19 protein-coding genes and 1 rRNA gene are annotated in these 19,734 nt (G+C 54.2%); 19 read left to right on the forward strand and 1 reads right to left on the reverse strand.

The window, feature by feature from the left end; all coding sequences use genetic code 11:
• Nucleotides 1–5: 5 nt before the first annotated feature.
• The 15 genes from rrf (at nucleotide 6) to ACFQ1Z_RS00075 (ending at nucleotide 13,382) form a co-directional block, all read left to right on the forward strand.
• Nucleotides 6–119, forward strand: a 5S ribosomal RNA gene (gene rrf, locus ACFQ1Z_RS00005).
• 405 nt (nucleotides 120–524) lie between these two features.
• A complete protein-coding gene (ispD, locus tag ACFQ1Z_RS00010) occupies nucleotides 525–1,217 on the forward strand; it encodes a 2-C-methyl-D-erythritol 4-phosphate cytidylyltransferase (RefSeq protein WP_379054376.1) in 693 nt (230 codons plus the stop codon).
• Between the two features lie 33 nt (nucleotides 1,218–1,250).
• Nucleotides 1,251–1,736 carry a 2-C-methyl-D-erythritol 2,4-cyclodiphosphate synthase gene (gene ispF, locus ACFQ1Z_RS00015; RefSeq protein WP_379054378.1) on the forward strand — a complete coding sequence of 162 codons (486 nt, stop codon included), beginning with the start codon at nucleotides 1,251–1,253 and terminating at the stop codon, nucleotides 1,734–1,736.
• Nucleotides 1,737–1,738: 2 nt separating this feature from the next.
• Nucleotides 1,739–3,568, forward strand: coding sequence for an ABC transporter ATP-binding protein (locus ACFQ1Z_RS00020; protein ID WP_379054380.1), 1,830 nt, complete (start codon nucleotides 1,739–1,741; stop codon nucleotides 3,566–3,568).
• Between the two features lie 199 nt (nucleotides 3,569–3,767).
• Nucleotides 3,768–4,190 carry a type II secretion system major pseudopilin GspG gene (gspG, locus tag ACFQ1Z_RS00025; RefSeq protein WP_379054382.1) on the forward strand — a complete coding sequence of 141 codons (423 nt, stop codon included), beginning with the start codon at nucleotides 3,768–3,770 and terminating at the stop codon, nucleotides 4,188–4,190.
• A 5-nt stretch (nucleotides 4,191–4,195) separates the two neighbouring features.
• Complete coding sequence (locus ACFQ1Z_RS00030; RefSeq protein WP_379054384.1) at nucleotides 4,196–5,371, forward strand: type II secretion system F family protein; 1,176 nt, start codon at nucleotides 4,196–4,198, stop codon at nucleotides 5,369–5,371.
• Nucleotides 5,368–7,065 carry a GspE/PulE family protein gene (locus ACFQ1Z_RS00035; protein WP_379054386.1) on the forward strand — a complete coding sequence of 566 codons (1,698 nt, stop codon included), beginning with the start codon at nucleotides 5,368–5,370 and terminating at the stop codon, nucleotides 7,063–7,065. The genes ACFQ1Z_RS00030 and ACFQ1Z_RS00035 overlap by 4 nt, the downstream gene beginning before the upstream one ends.
• Nucleotides 7,046–7,897 carry a hypothetical protein gene (locus ACFQ1Z_RS00040; protein ID WP_379054388.1) on the forward strand — a complete coding sequence of 284 codons (852 nt, stop codon included), beginning with the start codon at nucleotides 7,046–7,048 and terminating at the stop codon, nucleotides 7,895–7,897. Before ACFQ1Z_RS00035 ends, ACFQ1Z_RS00040 begins: the two co-directional genes overlap by 20 nt.
• Nucleotides 7,887–8,528, forward strand: coding sequence for a hypothetical protein (locus ACFQ1Z_RS00045; protein WP_379054390.1), 642 nt, complete (start codon nucleotides 7,887–7,889; stop codon nucleotides 8,526–8,528). Before ACFQ1Z_RS00040 ends, ACFQ1Z_RS00045 begins: the two co-directional genes overlap by 11 nt.
• Entirely contained in the window at nucleotides 8,525–9,160 is a 636-nt protein-coding gene (locus tag ACFQ1Z_RS00050) for a hypothetical protein (protein ID WP_379054392.1), read from the forward strand. Before ACFQ1Z_RS00045 ends, ACFQ1Z_RS00050 begins: the two co-directional genes overlap by 4 nt.
• Nucleotides 9,150–9,833 carry a hypothetical protein gene (locus ACFQ1Z_RS00055; RefSeq protein WP_379054394.1) on the forward strand — a complete coding sequence of 228 codons (684 nt, stop codon included), beginning with the start codon at nucleotides 9,150–9,152 and terminating at the stop codon, nucleotides 9,831–9,833. Before ACFQ1Z_RS00050 ends, ACFQ1Z_RS00055 begins: the two co-directional genes overlap by 11 nt.
• 3 nt (nucleotides 9,834–9,836) lie before the next feature.
• A complete protein-coding gene (locus tag ACFQ1Z_RS00060; protein WP_379054396.1) occupies nucleotides 9,837–11,882 on the forward strand; it encodes a secretin N-terminal domain-containing protein in 2,046 nt (681 codons plus the stop codon).
• The gene (locus ACFQ1Z_RS00065) at nucleotides 11,882–12,436 is read left to right on the forward strand and encodes a type II secretion system protein (protein WP_379054398.1); all 555 of its coding nucleotides are present in this window, start codon (nucleotides 11,882–11,884) and stop codon (nucleotides 12,434–12,436) included. Before ACFQ1Z_RS00060 ends, ACFQ1Z_RS00065 begins: the two co-directional genes overlap by 1 nt.
• Nucleotides 12,423–12,845 (forward strand): type II secretion system protein, encoded by a 423-nt coding sequence (locus ACFQ1Z_RS00070; protein WP_379054400.1) that lies wholly within the window; start codon nucleotides 12,423–12,425, stop codon nucleotides 12,843–12,845. The genes ACFQ1Z_RS00065 and ACFQ1Z_RS00070 overlap by 14 nt, the downstream gene beginning before the upstream one ends.
• A 3-nt stretch (nucleotides 12,846–12,848) precedes the next feature.
• On the forward strand, nucleotides 12,849–13,382 hold the full coding sequence (locus tag ACFQ1Z_RS00075; RefSeq protein WP_379054402.1) for a type II secretion system protein: 534 nt from the start codon (nucleotides 12,849–12,851) through the stop codon (nucleotides 13,380–13,382).
• 43 nt (nucleotides 13,383–13,425) lie between these two features.
• On the opposite strand, the gene ACFQ1Z_RS00080 is transcribed toward ACFQ1Z_RS00075, so the two are convergent.
• A complete protein-coding gene (locus tag ACFQ1Z_RS00080; RefSeq protein ID WP_379054404.1) occupies nucleotides 13,426–14,088 on the reverse strand; it encodes a lytic transglycosylase domain-containing protein in 663 nt (220 codons plus the stop codon).
• 190 nt (nucleotides 14,089–14,278) lie between these two features.
• On the opposite strand from ACFQ1Z_RS00080, the gene epsA reads away from it, so the two are divergent.
• The 4 genes from epsA (at nucleotide 14,279) to ACFQ1Z_RS00100 (ending at nucleotide 19,711) form a co-directional block, all read left to right on the forward strand.
• Complete coding sequence (epsA, locus tag ACFQ1Z_RS00085; RefSeq protein WP_379054406.1) at nucleotides 14,279–15,112, forward strand: XrtB/PEP-CTERM-associated transcriptional regulator EpsA; 834 nt, start codon at nucleotides 14,279–14,281, stop codon at nucleotides 15,110–15,112.
• A gap of 317 nt (nucleotides 15,113–15,429) precedes the next feature.
• On the forward strand, nucleotides 15,430–16,248 hold the full coding sequence (locus tag ACFQ1Z_RS00090) for a PEP-CTERM sorting domain-containing protein (protein ID WP_379054408.1): 819 nt from the start codon (nucleotides 15,430–15,432) through the stop codon (nucleotides 16,246–16,248).
• An 84-nt stretch (nucleotides 16,249–16,332) separates the two neighbouring features.
• On the forward strand, nucleotides 16,333–17,736 hold the full coding sequence (locus ACFQ1Z_RS00095) for a hypothetical protein (protein WP_379054410.1): 1,404 nt from the start codon (nucleotides 16,333–16,335) through the stop codon (nucleotides 17,734–17,736).
• 274 nt (nucleotides 17,737–18,010) lie between these two features.
• Nucleotides 18,011–19,711: a ShlB/FhaC/HecB family hemolysin secretion/activation protein gene (locus ACFQ1Z_RS00100; protein ID WP_379054412.1), complete on the forward strand. Its 1,701-nt coding sequence runs from the start codon at nucleotides 18,011–18,013 to the stop codon at nucleotides 19,709–19,711.
• Nucleotides 19,712–19,734: the final 23 nt, after the last annotated feature.

The following is a 19,734-nucleotide window of genomic DNA, read 5'->3' on the forward strand; positions in this document are numbered from 1 at the left end:
TTATGTTTGGGGACAATAGCGGTTTGGAACCACCCCTTCCCATCTCGAACAGGGCCGTGAAACGAACTTGCGCCAATGATAGTGTACTCTTCGTATGCGAAAGTAGGTCATCCCCAAGCTCCTTATAAGAAAACCCCGCTAGCAATAGCGGGGTTTTTGCTTTTACAGCGCACAGTGCTTTTACAGTACCTGGCTTTACAACGACCTGCTATCTCAAATACTACAGGCATAAAAAAACCCGGTGCACGCACCGGGCTATCAAAGTCTATTAGGATAAAACATTAAATAGACTGCCATGAAATCTGTGTTGCTGTACTGCTGCTTGCTATTTGCTGTTCTGGTAATGGTCGATCACGCCGCTGCTACAGGTCTAGCCTGCTTGTTACGGCTGTTATGTGAGTCTTCTCCCTCGTTTGCTAGCATGATAAGAAATCCACGCCAAGCTGTCATTGACCCATGTGGGCTATTCAGCAGCCAAGGCGCAGAAAGCTAAGTCGCAGAAGCTGACATGTTAGAATGTCGGCATGGCCAGATATCATGTCTTAATTCCAGGTGCCGGGCATGGCGCACGCATGCAGTCAGAGACACCAAAGCAATATTTAATGCTGAGCGGGAAACCAATCCTGCAACATGCTATCGATATATTCGAAGCCATAGAGCAAATCTCCAGCATTACCATAGTGGTGGCCAAGGATGATGCCTTCTGGCAACCGGCATTGTTGTCGCACTGTAAAAAGACACGCGTTGTCGACTGTGGCGGAGAAACACGCGCCGCCAGTGTACTCAATGGTTTGCAGTCTATGGCTGACACGGTGGCAGCGGCAGACTGGGTATTGGTACACGATGCTGCCAGGCCAGGGATAGATCAGGCTATGATAACGCGCCTGATCAACGCCATTTCTGCAAGTGAAGTAGGCGGGTTGCTGGCACTACCTTTGGCAGATACCTTGAAACGCGCGGATGAACATGGCTTGGTAGACGAGACTATTCCCCGGGTAAAGTTATGGCAGGCACAAACGCCACAGATGTTCCGCCATGCTGAGCTGCAACAGGCATTAAGCACGCACTTGCACCGGCAGCCCACCGATGAGGCACAGGCGATGGAGTGGATGGGGCATCAGCCTAAACTGGTGCTGGGAGATTTGAAGAATATGAAAGTCACTTACCCGCAAGATTTAACTGTGGTGGCTGCATTGATGCAAGCCGTACCAGAGTGAACCTTTAAATCAATTGAGTGAAACAGAAATTATATGACGCCTTTTAGAATCGGCCACGGTTTTGATGTGCACGCGCTGGTCAGTGGCCGCGATTGCATCATCGGTGGCGTACACATCCCGCATCCACTTGGACTGGACGGGCATTCTGATGCCGATGTATTGCTGCATGCCATTTGCGATGCGCTGTTAGGCGCCGCCGCTCTGGGCGATATAGGCAAGCATTTTCCGCCTACAGACATGCGCTACAAAGGCATAGACTCGCGTGAGTTACTGCGCCACGTGGTCGGGCTGCTACAGCAAAAAGGTTTTAGTATAGGCAATGTGGATGCCACCGTTATCTGCGAAGCGCCGCGACTGGGGCCGCATATCCAGAGCATACGCGAGAACATTGCCAGCGACTGTCAGCTGGCTATCGATTTTATTAACGTTAAAGCCACCACCACCGAAAAACTGGGCTTTACCGGCCGTGGCGAAGGCATTGCTGCCGAAGCCGTTGTCCTGATCTATACACAAGTTTAACCATGCGATTGTTTTCCAAGTTTGAGGGCCTGGTCTCTCCGTTTCCGCGCGAAATAATTCAAAACCTGCCTACGCGCTTCTGGCCATTTATGTGGGCCTGTTCATACGGCATGCGCAAGTACATCTTATGCATGACCATACTGACAGCCTGTATCGGTTCTTTTGAAGCCTTGTTATTCGCGCTGATGGGTAAAGTGGTGGATAAGCTGACTGCCATCGCCCCGCAACAGCTGTGGACCACTCACCAGGACACTCTGACCTGGGTGGTCGCTATCCTGATCGGCAGTACCCTGATCATTACGCTGCAAACGCTGATGAAACATCAGACCCTGGCTGGTAACTTTCCCATGCGGCTACGCTGGCAGTTCCATCAGCATATGCTGAACCAGAGTATGGTGTTCTACCAGGATGAGTTTGCCGGGCGCGTGTCGGCCAAGGTCATGCAAACCGCACTGGCGGTGCGTGAGGTTTGGTTCATCCTCGCCGACATCATGGTCTATGTGTTGCTATATTTCACTACCATAGTCACCGTGGTGGGCAGTTTTCATCCGTGGATGGTGCTGCCGTTTCTTGGCTGGCTGCTGTTATATGGCTGTGCACTGCTGTATTTTATCCCCAGGTTAGCCAAGGTCTCGCAACAGCAGGCGGATGCACGGGCACTGATGACCGGGCGTATCACCGATGCCTATACCAATATCTCCACCGTAAAGCTGTTTTCACATGCGGGGCGCGAGGCTGACTATGCCCAGTCTGCCATGCAGGAGTTCCTCAATAGCGTGCACGGACAGATGCGTATGGTCAGCGGCGTAGAGACCATTAACCACTTCCTCAATATGTGCCTGATCATCGCCAGCGGTGGCTTGGTGCTATGGTTATGGTCGCAAAGCCTGGTGGCTGCCGGTGCGGTGGCTGCGGTGATGGCCATGAGCTTACGTCTCAATGGTATTTCGCACTGGGTGATGTGGGAACTGACTTCGCTTTACGAGCAGATAGGTACCGTGCAGGATGGTATCAATACCCTGTCGGTAGAAAACCGCGTGGTAGACACCACCGCGGCGCCTGCACTCGCCGTTCCACGCGGCGAAGTCAGGTTTGACCAGGTAGATTTCGCTTATGAAAAACAGGCGCCGCTGCTGGAAAACTTCAACCTGACCATACAGCCAGGCGAGCGGGTAGGCCTGGTCGGCAGGTCAGGTGCCGGTAAATCCACCATCGTCAATCTGCTGATGCGCTTTTTTGATATCCAGTCCGGCCATATCAAGGTGGACGGACAGTCTATCGCTGCAGTGAAACAGAATTCTTTACGCCAGCAGATAGGCATGGTGACGCAGGATACCTCGTTGCTGCATAGATCGGTGCGCGAGAACATCCTCTATGGCCGCCCTGACGCCACCGAAGAAGATATGATCGCGGCAGCCAGGCGGGCAGAAGCGCATGACTTTATCCAGACCTTGCGCGATGCCAAAGGCCGTACCGGCTACGACGCCCATGTAGGCGAACGCGGCGTGAAGTTGTCCGGCGGCCAGCGCCAACGCATCGCCATTGCCCGCGTCATGCTCAAAAATGCACCTATCCTGGTGCTGGATGAAGCGACCAGTGCGCTGGATTCCGAGGTCGAACAGGCTATTCAACACCATCTGGCACAGTTGATGGAAGGCAAAACCGTGATCGCCATCGCGCACCGACTTTCCACCATCGCTGCCATGGATAAACTGGTGGTGCTGGATAAAGGCCGTATCGTGGAGACCGGCACGCATCATGAGCTGTTGCAGCTCAATGGTATATACGCCAAACTCTGGGCACACCAGAGTGGCGGTTTTCTTGGTGAATAACTGTTTCTGAATCACTCCCGCTGAATCACTGGCGACTCCCCTCCTGCCAATAGCTGTCTAACCTGGCCATGCGCTAACTCATTGATAGTCAAAGCTGTTAATACGGATTTACAACTTTGACTGTCTGTCACATTGCTGCCACTTTTCTGCAATCTGAACTGCTTAATATTGTCATCAATTTTTCATGGAGCAATATTGGATGGCGCATCGTTCAGTCCCAAGCTGTAGCGGCTTTACCTTACTAGAATTATTAGTGGTGATGGTCATCATCGGCTTACTGGCAGGCTATGTCGGCCCCAAATATTTCCAGCAGATAGGCAAGTCTGAAGTAAAAACAGCCAAGGCGCAGATCGCGGCGCTGGAGCAGTCATTAGACCAGTTGCGACTGGATACCGGCCATTACCCGAGCACCGAGCAGGGCTTGAATGCGCTGATGACAAACACCGATAATGATACCCGCTGGAGCGGCCCTTACCTGAAGAAGGGGGTGCCGAATGACCCGTGGGGCAAGCCTTACCAGTACCGCTTTCCCGGCCAGCATGGCGAGTATGACCTGTTCAGCTATGGCAAAGACGGCCAGGCCGGCGGCAGCGACGAGTCACAGGACATTACCAGCTGGTAATTGGCATGCGCTACCAGGCAAAAGTATTGAATGGCTCACTGCTGACTATGGTCGAGCTACAGGCCGACGACGAGCAGGATGCCTATGCCCAATTAAAGTCCAAAGGCCTGCTGGCAGTCTCGCTGCAGCTGGATAAATCCGGCAAAGCGCGTTTGAAAAAAGAGGCTTTTCCGCTGGCCCTGTTCAGCCAGGAGTTACTGGCCTTGTTGCATTCCGGGCTCAACCTGGTCGAAGCGATCGAGGCACTTTCATTACGCCAGGACCATACGCGCACAGTGTTGCAAGCTATCCTGCAATCACTGCAGCAAGGCAAGTCATTCTCTGCCGCGCTGGAGCGTCAGCCCGAGATCTTCCCGCCTTTGTATTTTGCCACCGTCAAAGCCGCCGAGCGGACCGGTGACCTGGGCAATGCCTTGTCGCGCTATATCGCTTATGACAACCAGGTGTCATTGTTAAAGAAAAAAATCGTTAGTGCCTCTATCTACCCCATGTTGCTGATCATCGTCGGCGGCCTGGTGATCGCATTTCTGATGGGCTTTGTGGTGCCCAAATTCAGCAGCGTGTATGAAGGCACAGGCGCCGATCTGCCGTGGATGTCGCAAATGATGTTGCAGTGGGGCACGCTGATCTCGCAACATGGCGAAACCATGCTGGCCATCGTGGTCGGCATGGTCATAGGCCTGGTGGTGTTATTCAAAACCCCGGCCATGCGGCAAGCCATGATCAGGTCCATCTGGCGCATTCCGGCGGTCGGTGCCAAGTTGCAGCTCTACCAGCTGGCACGCTTCTACCGCACTATGGGCATGTTGCTGGCAGGCGGCACGCCGATTATGACGGCGATCGATTCGCTGGGTGGCCTGCTCGATAGCAGCATGGCACTCAGCCTGCAACGGGCGCAAACCATGATCAGCCAGGGGCAGCCGCTGTCGCACGCCTTTAAAACGGCGGGCATGACCACACCGATAGGCGAACGCATGTTGCTGGTCGGCGAGCGCGGCGGCAACGTGGCGCAGATGATGGACAGCATCGCCGGTTTTTATGATGAAGAACTGGCGCGCTGGATAGACTGGTTCACCAAACTATTCGAGCCTTTGCTCATGCTGTTTATCGGCCTGGTCATAGGGGTAGTGGTGCTGCTGCTGTATATGCCTATCTTTGAACTGGCGGGCCAGATCCAATGAACCAGCCTTTACCCAAACACACACCAGCGACGCTGGACGCAGACAGTATCGCCCAGGCGCAAACACTGGCGCAGCAGCAACAGCGCCGCGTCATCGAGGTGCTGGAAGAAGTACTGTCGCTGGACAGTGAGACCCTGGTGCTGCAACTGGGGCAGTTGTTGCATTACCCGGTCGCCAGTATGCGTGAAATGCGCGAGTGGCAGGTGGCATTCGATGTCATCAGCTACAACACGGCCCAGCAAAAGGAATGCCTGGCTTTTTATGATGAGAACCAGGCCCTGATACTGGTATTTGCTGACCCGTTTGATAGACAGCTGGCGTTATGGGCACAACACGCGGTGCAACAGACCTACGCCTGGCGGCTGGCACACCGGCTGGATATCAGCGCCTACCTGGCCGGCGAAGAAGAAACCATGCGCGCCATGGACGGCATGGGCCTGCATGAAGAGCAGGCACAGGAGGGCGAAGAAGAAGTCGTGATGCAGCTTTCGCTGAAATCGATACATGAAGACGCCAACCCTATCATCAAGCTGATCAATTCGACTTTATATGACGCGCTGAAAACCGGCGCCAGCGATATCCACCTGGAATCGCATCCCGGCGGCCTGGCCGTGAAATACCGCATTGATGGCGTCATGGCCAGCATCGCCAACAGCCCGGGGCTGGATAGCGCAGAACAGGCGATCTCGCGTATCAAAGTGATGGCGCAGCTGGATATCGCCGAGCGGCGTATCCCGCAGGATGGCCGTTTCAAAGTGCATGCCATGAACCGCCTAATAGACTTCCGCGTTTCTATCATGCCCAGTGCTTTTGGTGAAGATGCCGTCTTAAGGGTACTGGACCGCAAGGCACTGACTGAACAAGCGCAGGGATTAAGCCTGAAAGCGCTGGGCTTTGACGACGACGTGATCGCCAGATTCAGAAAACTGGCCAGCGAGCCTTACGGTATGGTGCTGGTGACTGGCCCCACCGGTAGCGGTAAAACCACTTCTTTGTATGCGGCGATCTCGGAAGTGAATACCGGTTTTGACAAGATAGTCACCATTGAAGACCCGGTCGAGTACCAGTTGCCAGGCGTATTGCAGATCCCGGTCAATGAGAAGAAAGGCCTGACATTCGCGCGCGGGCTACGCTCTATCCTGCGCCATGACCCTGACAAGATCATGGTCGGCGAGATCCGTGATGCCGAAACCGCACAGATCGCCGTGCAGGCAGCGCTGACCGGTCACCTGGTGTTCTCCACCGTGCACGCCAACAGTGTGCTCGATGTGATAGGCCGCTTTATGCACATGGGGGTAGACCCGTACCACTTTGTGTCTGCCGTCAACGGCATCATTGCGCAGCGACTGGTACGCAGCCTGTGCCCGCATTGCGCAGAACCGTTCGAGCCGGATGACGAGTTATTGCAAGCCTCCGGCCTGACCCCGGCACAGACGATAGGCATGCGCTTTAAACATGCCAAGGGCTGCGGCCATTGCCGCGGTACCGGCTATAAAGGCCGCAAGGCGGTGGCAGAGGTATTGGTGCTCAATGATGAATTGCGCGAAATGATTATTGCGCGTGAGCCTATCCGCCAGTTAAAAGAAGCCGCTGCCAAAAATGGCATGCGAACCATACGCGAAGCGGCCGTCAGCGCTGCCGGCGCCGGTATGACCAGTTTGCAGGAGATCAATCGTGTCACGTTTATTGCCTGATATGTTCAGACAGATACGGTGGTGCGGCCTGACGCGCATATTGGTGACTGCCGACAGCCTGCTGGCCGAGCACTGGCCGGCCGGTATACAAACACGCAAGACCGTGGCCCAGGCACACCTGGAAAGCCCAGAGCCGTTGGCACTGCAGGCCGCCATGGCTGCGCTGATGGCGCAACTGCCAGCCACCGCCTGGCAACGCATAGAAATTTACCTGACAGACCAGCATGTGCACCTCATGCTATTGCCTGCCATACAGGCAAGCGGTCAGGCTTCAGCTTTATCCGGCAGCGAGCGGCTGACCTATGCCCGCGCCATGCTGCTCAATACATATGGCGAGCCCGCAGTGCAATGGCCGTTGCGTATGCAGGATGTGCTGCCCGGCCATGCCTGCCTGCTAGCGACTACGCCGCTGTTGCCAAACATAGCGCTAAAAAACCTGCTGGCGCCGCACAGATATCTGCAACTGTCAGTGCAACCCTATGCCAGCGCACTGTGGGCGCATAGCCGCCTGCCTGACACTGGCACGGTAGTCAGTGCCGAGCCGCATATGCTGCGCTTATTGCAGTTGCAGCAAGGCGAGATCACCCATGTGGCCAGCCTGGTCGCTGAGTTGAGCGATGTGGAGAGCATGGCTGCCTGGTTGTTGCGCGAGCGCACTTTGTTAGGTGTGCAGGCCACGCCCTGTTACTGGCTGGGCGAACCGGCCTGCGAGCCGGTGGCTGCCACAGGGCGGCGGCTGGCACAACATCTGGCAGGCCGGCTGGCCTGCAAAAACCTGTATGCCGCGCACGCCATCACCACCCTTTGGACTGAGGTCGCGCATGTGGCCTGATCCTAACTATCATTTTGAATTTGCTCAGCCCGCGTTTGCCTGGCAAAAGCTGCGCTGGCCAGGTGTATTGCTGTCAGCGCTGTGCGCTGTGCTGGTTTGCACTGCCTGGCATGCGGATGACGAGGTCGAGGCACAGTTGCAGGCCCATGAACAAAGCATTGAACAACGCCTAGCCCAACGCAAGCAGCAACTGCTGCAAGCGCGTGCTGCAGCCAGCCAGTCACAAGCGGCCGTGGCAGCGCAGACCACACCTGCCAGCACCCCGGAACAGCTGGCGCGAAATGCGCATGCGGCGGCACAAAAGAAAGCAGCGATCGCGCTCACGCAGGCGCAGCAAAAACAAGCGCAAACCGTCACCCAGCAATTGAATATCCGCTGGTTTGATTTATTGCAGGCGCTGGAATCCAGGCAGATCAAGGATATCGCCTTGCTACAGCTGTTGCCAGACGCTACGCGCGGGCAATTCACCCTGTCCGGCGAAGCCAAGGATTACACCACCCTGTTGAAATATGTAGGGCAGCTGCAACAAGCGGCGGTGCTGACACAAGTGCATCTGCAAAAGCACCAGGTGATAGAAACGCATCCGCAACGCCCGGTCAGTTTTGAGATACAGGGCGGGTGGCAGCCATGAACCGCCTACGCTTGCCTTCACCCGCCGGGCTGATTTGGCTGGCCAGGCGCAGCGCCTGGTATCTGGGCTGGATCCCTATGCTAGCCAGCTGCCTGCTGCTGGTGGTCTGGCTGTATCTGCTAGCGCAACAACCGGAAAAAACGGCCAGGCTTGCTGCCCTGCAACAAGAACTGCAGCAACTTGCGTTGCCAGCTGACGCTACTGCCAACACCACGCCGCAGCTGAAAAATGCGCTGTTGGCTAAGGCTAAAACGACTGAGCAGGCCAATGAGCCGGTCACGCTGTCTGAGTTGTGGCAACAGCTGCCGGCCAGTAACGAATTATCGCCGCGCATGTTGCAGGTGGCTGCGCTGGCGCAGAAACATCATATCCCGCTCAATGTGGGTGATTATCAATGGCAGGCACATCAGGCCGCCGATACGCCGCAGTCTATACAGCAATTCGATATGCGTTTCACTATCCAGTCCGATTATGTCACCTGCCGCCGCTTTATCAGTGAGGTGCTGCGTCGTTACCCGACCATGGCCCTGACCGCGCTGGAACTGCGCAAGAACGAAACCATGCAGCCGGTGATAGAGGCGACGCTGACATTCTCCATCTTTATCCGCGGCGGGGCTGAGCATGCGTCTTGAAGCAGCCCAGCCACAAAAATCACGGCAGCTACTGTTGTGGGCCAGCCTGCTGCTGACCATGGCACTCGTGTACTGGCAATGGTCAGCCGAGGATGCAGCGGATGAGACCGTGGTGGCTGACAACAGCCTGGCCCAACCTGCCCGGCAACAAAACAATATGCAGTCAGCCGCCGCCACAGTTTCTGAGCCAGCAACCGCCAGCGCACCTGAGCACGCTGCATCTAACCACAACACCCCTGCAGCCGCCCCAGAGACAGGCACACCAGCGTCAGTCACCACTGAGGCAATTACTAGTGTAGTCCTGCCGCGTCAAACACCTGCCAAGGTCAGCCACGCGCTGTTTACCGCACACGAGTGGTTGCCACCGCCACCTAAACCGCAACCGCCGCCACCACCGAAAGCACCACCGCTGCCTTACACCTATGTCGGCAGTCTGCAGGATGTGCCGGAAGGCAATACGGTGATCCTGATGCAGCAGAAAAAAGTGCTGATGCCCAGGCTGAAAAGCCAGGTCACCGCGCAATGGCGGCTGGACAGGGAAGATGAGCAAGCTGTGTATTTCACCTATGTGCCGCTCAACCAGACTGTGGTGTTGAGCAAAGCCAGAACTGCTGCAGCCGGGCTACGCCAGGCCGCGGCGGATACCGAAGACAATATTCCTTTAGAACAATAATTCATGAGTCACTCCAACCATACACCTCTTCGTTCAACCGGTTTATCTGGCCGCTTGCGCACTACAGCCCTGCTGCTGGCGGCGGCCTTTGCGCTGGCTGGCTGCAGCCTGTTCCCGCCCAGGCTTACGGCCACCACGCCCGAGGGTAAAGTACATGAATTGGCCAAACTGGTGGCTGAAAAGCCAGGGGATGTGGAGTTACGCAATCGCTGGTACCGCGAACGCGAACAGGCGATCAATGCCCTCTCTTTCGAGGCGGAAACGGCCAATGCCAAAGGCGATGTTGCAGCAGCGAAACAGATCTATGCGCGCATACTGACGCTGGATGCAAATCATCCCAAGGCACTGGATTATGAGAGAGCGGGCGAGCGCGAGATCATATTGCGCAAGCAACTGGAAGCGGCCAAACAAAAGATGGATCAGCCCAAAGAAGCGCTGAAGATGGTACGCGATATCCTGCTCGAGCAACCGACCAACGAGCAGGCCTTAGCACTGGAAAGACAGCTGATCGCGCTGGAGACCCATGCACGTGCGGCCTTGCCACAATTGCAAACCGGATTAAGCAAACCGGTGACGCTGGAGCTGCGTGACGCCAATATCAAAGTAGTGTTTGAGGCCCTGTCGCGCGCGACCGGCGTGAATTTTATCCTGGATAAGGATATCAAGCCGGAAATGAAAGCCTCGGTATTCCTCAAGAAAATGCCTATAGAAGATGCGATAGACATGGTGCTGACCAGCAACGGCTTGCAGAAAAAAGTGCTGTCGCCCACCAGCCTGCTGGTGTATCCCGCCACCCAGCAAAAGAACAAGGATTACCAGGACCTGCTGATACGCAACTTCTACTTTGCCAATACCAGCGCCAAACAGTGCGCCGACATGTTGCGTACCATACTCAAGATACGTGATGTCTATGTGGATGAGCGCCTGAACATGCTGGTACTGCGGGATAGGCCGGAAGTACTGGCGCTGGCAGAAAAAATGATCAAGGCACAGGACATCGCCGACCCGGAGGTGATGCTGGAGATAGAGGTGATGGAAATCACGCGCGGCAAGCTGACAGACCTGGGTATCATTTACCCTAGCTCACTGACGGTACTCAACAGCCCGCTGACGCTGGAAGCACTGAAAAACCTGAAGTCTTCCGATGTAGGCGTCAGCCCCAACCCCAGCATACGATTCAGGACCACGGACACGGACCTTAACCTGCTTTCCAACCCGCGCATACGCGTCAAGAATAACGAAAAAGCCAAAGTGCTGGTCGGCAACAAGGTGCCGGTGATCACCACCAATACCACGGCCAACGTGGGCTTGTCCGAGAGTGTGTCTTATGTCGATGTCGGCCTGAAACTGGAGGTGGAGCCGCGCATCATGCTGGATGACTTTGTCAGTATCAAAGTCAACCTTGAAGTCAGCTCATTGGGCGAAGCAGTGACCCTGAGCAATAACTCCAGGGTGTTTAACATAGGCACGCGCAATGCCAGCACCATACTGCGGCTCAAACATGGTGAGACGCAGATACTGGCCGGCCTGATCCAGGATTCCGAACGCAAGAATGCAGACAAAGTGCCATTCTTAGGCGAGATCCCCATCCTGGGCAGATTGTTCTCCCGCCATAATGATGAGAAGCAAAAGACCGAGATCGTGCTGGCGATCACGCCTAAAGTGATCAGCAACGTCACCTTGCCGGAAGCGACTTTCTCCGAATACTGGAGCGGCACCGATAGTGTGATCTCTGATAAGCCGCTGCTGAACACCACGCCGCTGGCGCCGCAGACGCGTGGCCAGCAATTGCGTGAGCAGCAGTTACAGCGCCAGCGCGAACTGAATGAACCGATTGAGCCGCCGGTGGTAGAGTCACCTGAAACACCGGTGCCGCCTGAGGCCACTATTCCGGCGCCAGATGCGCTGCCGCCACCGCCCGAGCCGGCCAGTACTTTCCCTTCTTCTAACGTCACCCCTGCGGTGCCTGGCATGTCTAACAATGTCAATGGTGGCAACGTGCAGGAGCAATCACCGACGACCTTGCCATCGCCCAAGGTGATCCCTTAATGCGGCTGATGTCTCGCTACGTGGCAAGGCATAGACGGGCTGTCAGCGTCAGCAGGCGCAGTGGATTCGGCCCTGGATTCACTCCGGGATTCACCTTGGTAGAACTCATGGTTTCGCTGGCTATCATCGCTATCATGGCCAGCGTGGCCACCCCTATGGTGCAAGTCACCTTGCAGCGGCAAAAAGAACAGCAGTTACGTGACAGTCTGCGTGAGATCCGCCGTGCCATCGATGGTTATAAAAAAGCCGCCGATGACGGCCGCATCAAGAAAAATGCCGATGCCAGCGGTTATCCGCCCAATCTGCAGATACTGGCTGAGGGCGTGCAGGATATTAAAGACCCCAAGCGTAAGGTATTGCGTTTTTTGCGCCGGGTGCCGACCGACCCTATGCTCAAAGTTCAGCAGATCGCCGGGGCCAGTGCGGCCATAGGCTGGGGGCTGCGTAGTTATGACAGCCCGCCAGAGTCGCCGCGTTATGGCCAGGATGTTTATGATGTGTATTCCCTGAGTACACAAACCGGAATCAACGGAGTACCGTATGCGCAATGGTAAGTTCAGTGTGGCCAGGCGCATCACCGGTTTCACCCGGGGTTTCAATCTAGGTTTCACCCTGGTGGAATTGCTGGTGGTGCTGTCTATACTGGCGCTGCTGCTGTCGCTGGCAGTGCCGCGTTATTTTGCCGGCGTGCAGCGTGCCAAAGAGCAGGCGCTCAAGCAGCAACTGGCCACCACGCGCAAGGCGCTGGATGAATTTTATTCCGACCAGGGCCAGTATCCCGACACCTTGCAGGAACTGGTAGACAAACGTTACCTGGACAAACTGCCCTTTGATGCGATCGCCGAACGCAATGATACCTGGACCATCACCGCACCGGAGTTACCGCTGGTGGGCGGGGTGTATAGCCTGCATAGCGGCGCCAGCGGCCAGGCGGCGGATGGCAGCTCGTATACGGACTGGTAGCCGGTGCGACGCATAGCTGCACTATCTGTACTGCCGCACACGGCACACGCGCACAGGGCACGCGGATTTTCCTATATAGGCGTGCTGGTGACGCTGGTGATCGCCGCCATAGGCATGCAGGGGGCGGCGGTGATGTGGCAGCAGCAGAGCCAGCGCGCCAATGAAGCCTTGTTGCTGGAGGTGGGTGAGGCGTACCGGCTGGCGATAGGGCGTTATTACGAAGCCACGCCGCAGCCAGTCAAACAGTATCCGGCCACGCTGCTGGAGCTGGTGGAGGATAAGCGCTTGCCGGTGTTGAAACGGCATATACGCAAACTGTATAACGACCCCTTTTATAGCAAACAAGACATGGGCTTAATCGTAAAGAATGGGCGTATCGTCGGCGTGCACAGCCTTTCTTTACAGGTGCCTATCCGCAGTGAGGGGTACCTGGAATTTCAATCAGACTTTAAAGCTGCCAAGCACTATAGAGAGTGGCAGTTTATCTATGCGCCTAACACCCTGGCCGAATTGGAAGAAGCCTGGGCGAAACGCTAGGGAGTGAGATGCTGGTGCAGGGTTAGATGTTAGCGCAGGAAAGCTATTCCAGCGCAGCGCTGTCGTGCGGCAAGCGGCTCTTGAATGCGCGGTAATAGCTCAATACCTTAGGCACATACTGTCGCGTTTCGGCAAACGGTGGCAAGCTGTTTTGCCGTGATTTGACCGCATTCGGCCCGGCATTGTAAGCAGCCAGTGCCAGTGTCACATCGCCTTCAAACAACTCCAGCATGCTTTTCAGGTAGCGTGAACCCCATAAGATCTGCTGGCGTACCGACCATTGTCTGACCGGGATGGCGGAGAGGGTCCTGGCGGTGGCCGGTAGTACCTGCATCAGGCCATAAGCGCCTTTTTTCGATTGCGCCTGCGGATTATAGCCAGACTCGGTGGCGATCACCGCGTGTATCAGCGCCGGGTCTACCTGCGTTGCCTGGGCGACCGCCTGCACTTCAGCCTGATAAGGGATATTGCCGTTCTGCCAGCGCAGTTTAGCGGCTGGCGGCTGGCGACCAGTCAGGTTCACTTCTGGCAGATCGTCATCGCCGGCGACATTGCTGATCACCAGTTCAGACTCGCTGGAATCATCGAGCATAATCTGCTGCGCCAGCTGCCTGACCTCTGCCGCTTCGGCATAGACCATAGCCGGCTGCGCAGCGGCAAGCAGTGTCAGCAGCAGGGGTAGCGTAAGGCGGGTGGACGTGACCATGGCAGCATCATGCCTGGCTTTTATGACAGGCAAAAGACGGGCAGTCTTGCCGGCTAACACGGGGTTGCCGCAGTGGTTCCCTGGCCTGGTCCGCTGTCATCAATTCATCAACTAACTGACATGCGGCAATCATTTTTCTGTCACAAATTCTGCGCAAACTATGCTCCATTTATATAAATGTGATTAACACATGAGCACAACAATAACAGGGACGGATCAGGCCAATGACCAGTGGGGATTGGTGCTGAATGAAGAGCAACGCGTGCTATTTATGGAGGTGATAGAGGAGTCATTGCGTTTGCAGCATAGATCCCACTTCTTTAACTGGCTGCAGCGCGGTTTCCAGTGCCTGATGGCACATGAGGTGGTGATCGTCGGTGTGCGCGGTACAGAGCGGCCTAGTTATGATTACGAGTATCTGACCTCCAGCCGCTATTTCGGTGATACGCAGTTCGACCAGGTCTTGCACGAGGCCGACGGCCTGGTCAGCCAGGCATTCGAGCAGTGGAGCAGACTCGGTATCCCGGTGTTCTACCATACTGAGATCCCCAGCCAGCAAAACAGTCACTTTGCCATAGAGCAGATAGAAGCCGAGCGCATGACTGCTTCAGAGCTCAAGCGCTTTGTCGTGCATGGCTTTGGTAATGAGCATAGCCGCATCGCTACCCTGGTGATGTTCGGCCGCCTGAGTTCTCCCATCAATGCCCAAACCGCGCACCTGCTGGAATTGCTGATGCCGCACCTGCACTGTGCCATTGAAAAAGTCACCGCCAATAAATGCCCGTCCGTGCTTTCTACCCCCGCCCGCAATGGCCGCGTCAAGCCGTTGAGCAAGCGCGAGCTGGAAGTGCTGGAGTGGTTGCAGGCCGGCAAAACCAATTGGGAGATAGGCAGCATCATGGAGATCAGCCCGCTCACCATCAAAAACCATGTGCAAAACATACTCAGAAAGATGGATGTGGAGAATCGTGGCCAGGCCGCGAGCAAAGCACTCAAGATGGGCCTGATCGCACGCAAGCAGTAAGGTTCGTTGTTCTCCTGCATTGTCACCAAAACTTATTCTGCACACCCTTTCCTTTAGTCCGTTAGGACTAGTCTTAAATTCAAAACTGTCATCTTCAGTTTCTACAATAAACGGGATTTTTAGGCATGCCTGCACACGCGAGTGGATTAGGCCCGGGTTGGCTAATCCCAGGTGACTAGTCTAGACGGACTAGGTTTTCAATTCACGCTGTCATGTTGCTACACCATCATGTTTTGGGACGCGATTAAGTCGTTTTTAAAAGCAAGTTTGTAGTTTGTTCTTTTTATTATTTTTGTTAGAAATTTGAGGAGAAGTATATGAAATTTCAATTGAAAGCTTTAGCAATAGCCCTGGCATTATCCGCAACTGTTCCAGCACAAGCTGCTATCAGCCTGGGTAGCAGTGGTGACGGTAGCTTTGTTCTATCAACACTGAACAATGCAAACGGTATTTCTGCCACTTTTGACCTGGGCTTCACCTACAGCCAGTTCGGTGCTTTGGTAGCCAATGCTGACAGCAACGGTGGTTCTTACACCTGGGATCTGACAACCGGTAACTATGCAGATGCATGGAACACTTTCTCATCTATCGCAGTATCTGGTACTTCTAACTGGGCAGTGTTCGCTTCAGACAACGAAGGCGCTCAACGTGGTGCCGCCGCTGTTGGTGCACGTGGTTACTACGTGACAGCAACTGACCTGAACAATGCTGTGACTCAGACTTCAACAGCTGTTAACTCACTGATCAACTTTGACAAGTACCTGTTGAATGCTAACAGCACTGGTAATCACCAGTCTGTTGCTAACGGTGCGAGCACTGCTCCACTGACAGACGCAGGCGGTGCTGGTTCATCTAACGCTTACGGTACTGGCGCAGCTGGCGACGCAGGTGTACGTGCGATCAATCCTTTTGACACTTCAGCTAACTTTTTGCAAACAGTGACTAACGGTGGCAGCACACCTAACACTATCGGTTTCACCGGTAATGCCAATGGTCTGTACTCATTCAAACTGTCTTCAAACGGTTTGCTGACATTCACAACCAGCGTTTCAGCAGTGCCTGAAGCTGACAGCTATGCCATGTTGCTGGCTGGCCTGGGCCTGGTAGGTCTGGTTGCCCGTCGTCGCAAGGCTTAATTAAATACAATTTAAAAACGCCATGAAATGTTGGCCAGCCAAAAGCTGGCCACCTCATCCAAACTTTTACTCAAGGAAGCGAACATGTTAAAACTGAACAAATTGGTTATCGCAATGGCAACTGCTTTTGCAGCTACCTCTGCCTTTGCAGCACCAGTGACTCCAACAGATATCCAGAATGCCGGTGCAAACCTGCAACAAGCCTGGATCACAGGTGCATCAGCACCTAGCTACAACGTATTCCTCGGCTTTGCCAGCAAATGCCAGGACAATACACTGTCAATTTTCCACGCTGGTACTGCAGCTGGTAGCGTACGCCCAGGTTCTAGCTCTGCTGGTAACCACCTGGCTTATGCTTGTGTGATCGCTGGTAAAACTACAGTGCTTTACTTCACTAACCAGGGTGGTTCAGTGAATGCATTCTCACCACACGTTGCCAGCAGCCTGACCGGTGGTACTGTAGTGACTAACCTGAACCGTCTGCAAAACGTTGCGACTGCAACTTGCGCACCGACTGCAACACTGAGCGTGACTACTGCACACCAACCTGCTGCACAGATCTACAAATGTACAGGTGCGACTGTTAATGGTTTCGCTGTGACAGACAACACACCTAAAAAACCAGTAGGCGGTTTCTCTGATGTAGAACCAGCATTGTTCGGTATCGACGTTACAGGTAAAGGTACTGTTGTGAACACTGGCGTGACACAGGTATTCGGTGTATTGGCTTCTGACTCACTGTACCGCGCTTTGCAAGCTCAGCAAAACATCTCTGAATCAAGCACTTTTCTGCCACAGAACGCACCTAACATCACTCGCGCGCAATACGCTGCCCTGATCTCTGACGCTTCTTCAGCCACATGGAAACCATTGTTGCCTAACGATGCTGACGCAGAAGTGATCATTGCACGTCGCGTAGATACTTCAGGTACACAAGCTTCTTCAAACGCTTTCTTCCTGGGCAACCCATGTAACGGTAACCCGGCAACTGGTGGTAGCTTGAACCCAGCTACAGCTGCTGACTCAGCTGAAGGTATCTACACTGTTATCGAAGGTGCAGAAACAGGTAACGTACGTGATGCATTGATCGCTGCTAACGCTGCTGGTAAATATGCTCTGGGTGTAGTTTCACTGGAGAACGCGACTGTTGCCGGTTATCACTATGTAAAACTGGATGGCGTACATCCTGAAACTGGTGCTGCTGTTAACACGACTGACGCTTTCGCACGTTACACCTCTGCACAAGGTAACTATGGCTTCCAGATCGATTTGAAAGCATTCAAGGCCAGCTCTGCTACCGGCTTTGGCGCGACTGTGATCGATGAGATCCTGTCTGGTTTCAACACTGTTGCCTGCTCAGACGTACCACGTGGTCTGTTGCTGAACAACTCTACCTCTGCTTGCGGCGGTACAGCTAACGAAGGTGTTGTTGTGTCTAAAGTGACTCGTCAGGGTAACAACTGCCGTCCTTTGACATCCAAGTTCTAAGATTAAGAAATAAAGTAAATATCGCAGTCAAAAGCTGCAATATCACTTAATAAAAGCACACCCCACCGGGTGTGCTTTTTTGTTTTTCACGCCATTTTTCCGCACCCGCAGCACTGCGAGCGGCCCGTGTCCTCAGGCAGGCTGGCAATAGCCCATTATGGCTAGCAAAAATGGTCAGCGGACTAGTCCGTATTTCATCTTTGTGACACGCGGCTCTTTCAAAATGGCAAGCCGTTATAGAGCGTTTCTGCTTTGAACCCGACTTTGAAAGGTGATGCAATTGTTTCTTCGTGTGCTGTGTATGTTGAGTTGTTTGTGGTGTTTAGCCTTGCACGCGGAAGAGCAGACCCAGCCATCGCCCGAAAAGCTCAATGCCTGGGGTGCGGCTGTCAACGAGCAGGACGCAGCGCAAGCGGCGGATCAGGGCGAGCCATTTAACATCTACGAATATGTGGTGAATGGCAACAGTGTGTTGACAGTCACCCAGATTGAAAAAGCCGTCTACCCGTTTCTAGGTGAAAACCGCTCGATTGATGACGTGGAAAAAGCCCGCAGCGCGCTCGAAAAAGCGTTTCATGACCAAGGTTACCTCACTGTATTCGTCAATATCCCGGAACAGGAAGTCAATGCCGGTGTGGTCAAGCTGGATGTGCTGGAAGGCAAGATCGAAAAGCTGACGGTTGACGGTTCCAGATACTACTCATTAGGCAAGATCAGGCAGAGCGTGACCGAGTTTGCAGAAGGCCACGTTCCGCATTTCCCAACCGTGCAGAAACAGATCGCTTCGGTCAATATCAATGGTGACCGTGTAGTGGCACCAGTACTACGGCCAGGCAAAACACCAGGCATGGTCGAAGTCGATTTAAAAGTGGACGACAAGTTTCCGCTGCATGCCAGCATGGAACTGAATGACAGGTACACGCCTAACACGACAGAAACCCGTCTTTCAGGCAACTTGAGATACGACAATCTGTGGCAGAGCGACCACAGTCTTGGTTTGGGCTTTCAAGTCACTCCGGAAGATACCAATGAAGTAAAAGTGTTTTCGACGACTTATGTGATTCCGCATGACGGTGATTACTGGGCCTTATATGGCGTGGTCTCCAAAAGCGATATCAGTGCTGTTGGCGACTTGAATGTATTAGGTAACGGTAATATTTACGGCCTGCGCTATATCCATCCCATGCCCAGCCCGGTTAAATCGTTTAATCACAATTTAACGCTAGGTGTGGATTACAAGGACTTTGAAGAAAACACCCGCCGTCTCGGTTCCGACCTGGCGAATACGCCGATCACTTACCTGCCTTTCCTGATCGGATACACAGGTAACCTGAACACGCCAGAAAGCAATACCAAGCTTGACTTGAATTTCATATTTTCAACCAAAGCATTGGTCAATGATGAAGACGAGTTTGCACAGAAACGTTTTCTGGGCAGACCTAACTTCTCTTATCTGCGCGGCCAGCTTGAGCATACACAGACCTTGCCTTCGCAATGGCAGCTGTACGGCTCTCTGGGTGGCCAGACCACGGGTGATTCTCTGATCTCTAACGAGCAATACTTTCTGGGCGGGCTGGATACCGTGCGCGGTTTCCTGGAATCCAGCGCGCTTGGCGATACCGGCACCAATGTCACCATGGAACTGCGTACGCCACCGTTACAAAAGTATCTGGCTTCATGGATGAATGAAGTGCGTTTGCTGGCTTTTTATGATTATGGATTTGCAAAAGTGCGCGATCCGATCACGTATGTCAACAATGACGACCTCTCGCAGGTGCAGCGTTACATCTTGTCATCTTATGGGGTAGGCCTGGATATTAAAGCCGCCCATGGTTTATTTATGCGCCTGGATTTTGCGCAGGTGCTGCAATCGCGCTGGACACTGGAAAGCGGACGTACTCATCCCATCAAGCCTATAGGCATGGCTGAAGAAGGTGATACTCGTTTGCATTTCAGAGTGGGTTTTGACTGGTAATCGTATTTTTAATTGAGATAGCT

Origin of the sequence: Methylophilus luteus (assembly GCF_042676265.1) — a bacterium.
Taxonomy (GTDB): Bacteria; Pseudomonadota; Gammaproteobacteria; order Burkholderiales; family Methylophilaceae; genus Methylophilus; species Methylophilus luteus.

Excerpts from the sequence above, each read along its gene's own strand:
- ispD (WP_379054376.1), top strand. The coding sequence starts at position 525 with ATGGCCAGATATCATGTCTTAATTCCAGGTGCCGGGCATGGCGCACGC.
- ispF (WP_379054378.1), top strand. The coding sequence starts at position 1,251 with ATGACGCCTTTTAGAATCGGCCACGGTTTTGATGTGCACGCGCTGGTC.
- ACFQ1Z_RS00020 (WP_379054380.1), top strand. The coding sequence starts at position 1,739 with ATGCGATTGTTTTCCAAGTTTGAGGGCCTGGTCTCTCCGTTTCCGCGC.
- gspG (WP_379054382.1), top strand. The coding sequence starts at position 3,768 with ATGGCGCATCGTTCAGTCCCAAGCTGTAGCGGCTTTACCTTACTAGAA.
- ACFQ1Z_RS00030 (WP_379054384.1), top strand. The coding sequence starts at position 4,196 with ATGCGCTACCAGGCAAAAGTATTGAATGGCTCACTGCTGACTATGGTC.
- ACFQ1Z_RS00035 (WP_379054386.1), top strand. The coding sequence starts at position 5,368 with ATGAACCAGCCTTTACCCAAACACACACCAGCGACGCTGGACGCAGAC.
- ACFQ1Z_RS00045 (WP_379054390.1), top strand. The coding sequence starts at position 7,887 with ATGTGGCCTGATCCTAACTATCATTTTGAATTTGCTCAGCCCGCGTTT.
- ACFQ1Z_RS00050 (WP_379054392.1), top strand. The coding sequence starts at position 8,525 with ATGAACCGCCTACGCTTGCCTTCACCCGCCGGGCTGATTTGGCTGGCC.
- ACFQ1Z_RS00055 (WP_379054394.1), top strand. The coding sequence starts at position 9,150 with ATGCGTCTTGAAGCAGCCCAGCCACAAAAATCACGGCAGCTACTGTTG.
- ACFQ1Z_RS00060 (WP_379054396.1), top strand. The coding sequence starts at position 9,837 with ATGAGTCACTCCAACCATACACCTCTTCGTTCAACCGGTTTATCTGGC.
- ACFQ1Z_RS00065 (WP_379054398.1), top strand. The coding sequence starts at position 11,882 with ATGCGGCTGATGTCTCGCTACGTGGCAAGGCATAGACGGGCTGTCAGC.
- ACFQ1Z_RS00070 (WP_379054400.1), top strand. The coding sequence starts at position 12,423 with ATGCGCAATGGTAAGTTCAGTGTGGCCAGGCGCATCACCGGTTTCACC.
- ACFQ1Z_RS00080 (WP_379054404.1), bottom strand. The coding sequence starts at position 14,088 with ATGGTCACGTCCACCCGCCTTACGCTACCCCTGCTGCTGACACTGCTT.
- epsA (WP_379054406.1), top strand. The coding sequence starts at position 14,279 with ATGAGCACAACAATAACAGGGACGGATCAGGCCAATGACCAGTGGGGA.
- ACFQ1Z_RS00090 (WP_379054408.1), top strand. The coding sequence starts at position 15,430 with ATGAAATTTCAATTGAAAGCTTTAGCAATAGCCCTGGCATTATCCGCA.
- ACFQ1Z_RS00095 (WP_379054410.1), top strand. The coding sequence starts at position 16,333 with ATGTTAAAACTGAACAAATTGGTTATCGCAATGGCAACTGCTTTTGCA.
- ACFQ1Z_RS00100 (WP_379054412.1), top strand. The coding sequence starts at position 18,011 with ATGCAATTGTTTCTTCGTGTGCTGTGTATGTTGAGTTGTTTGTGGTGT.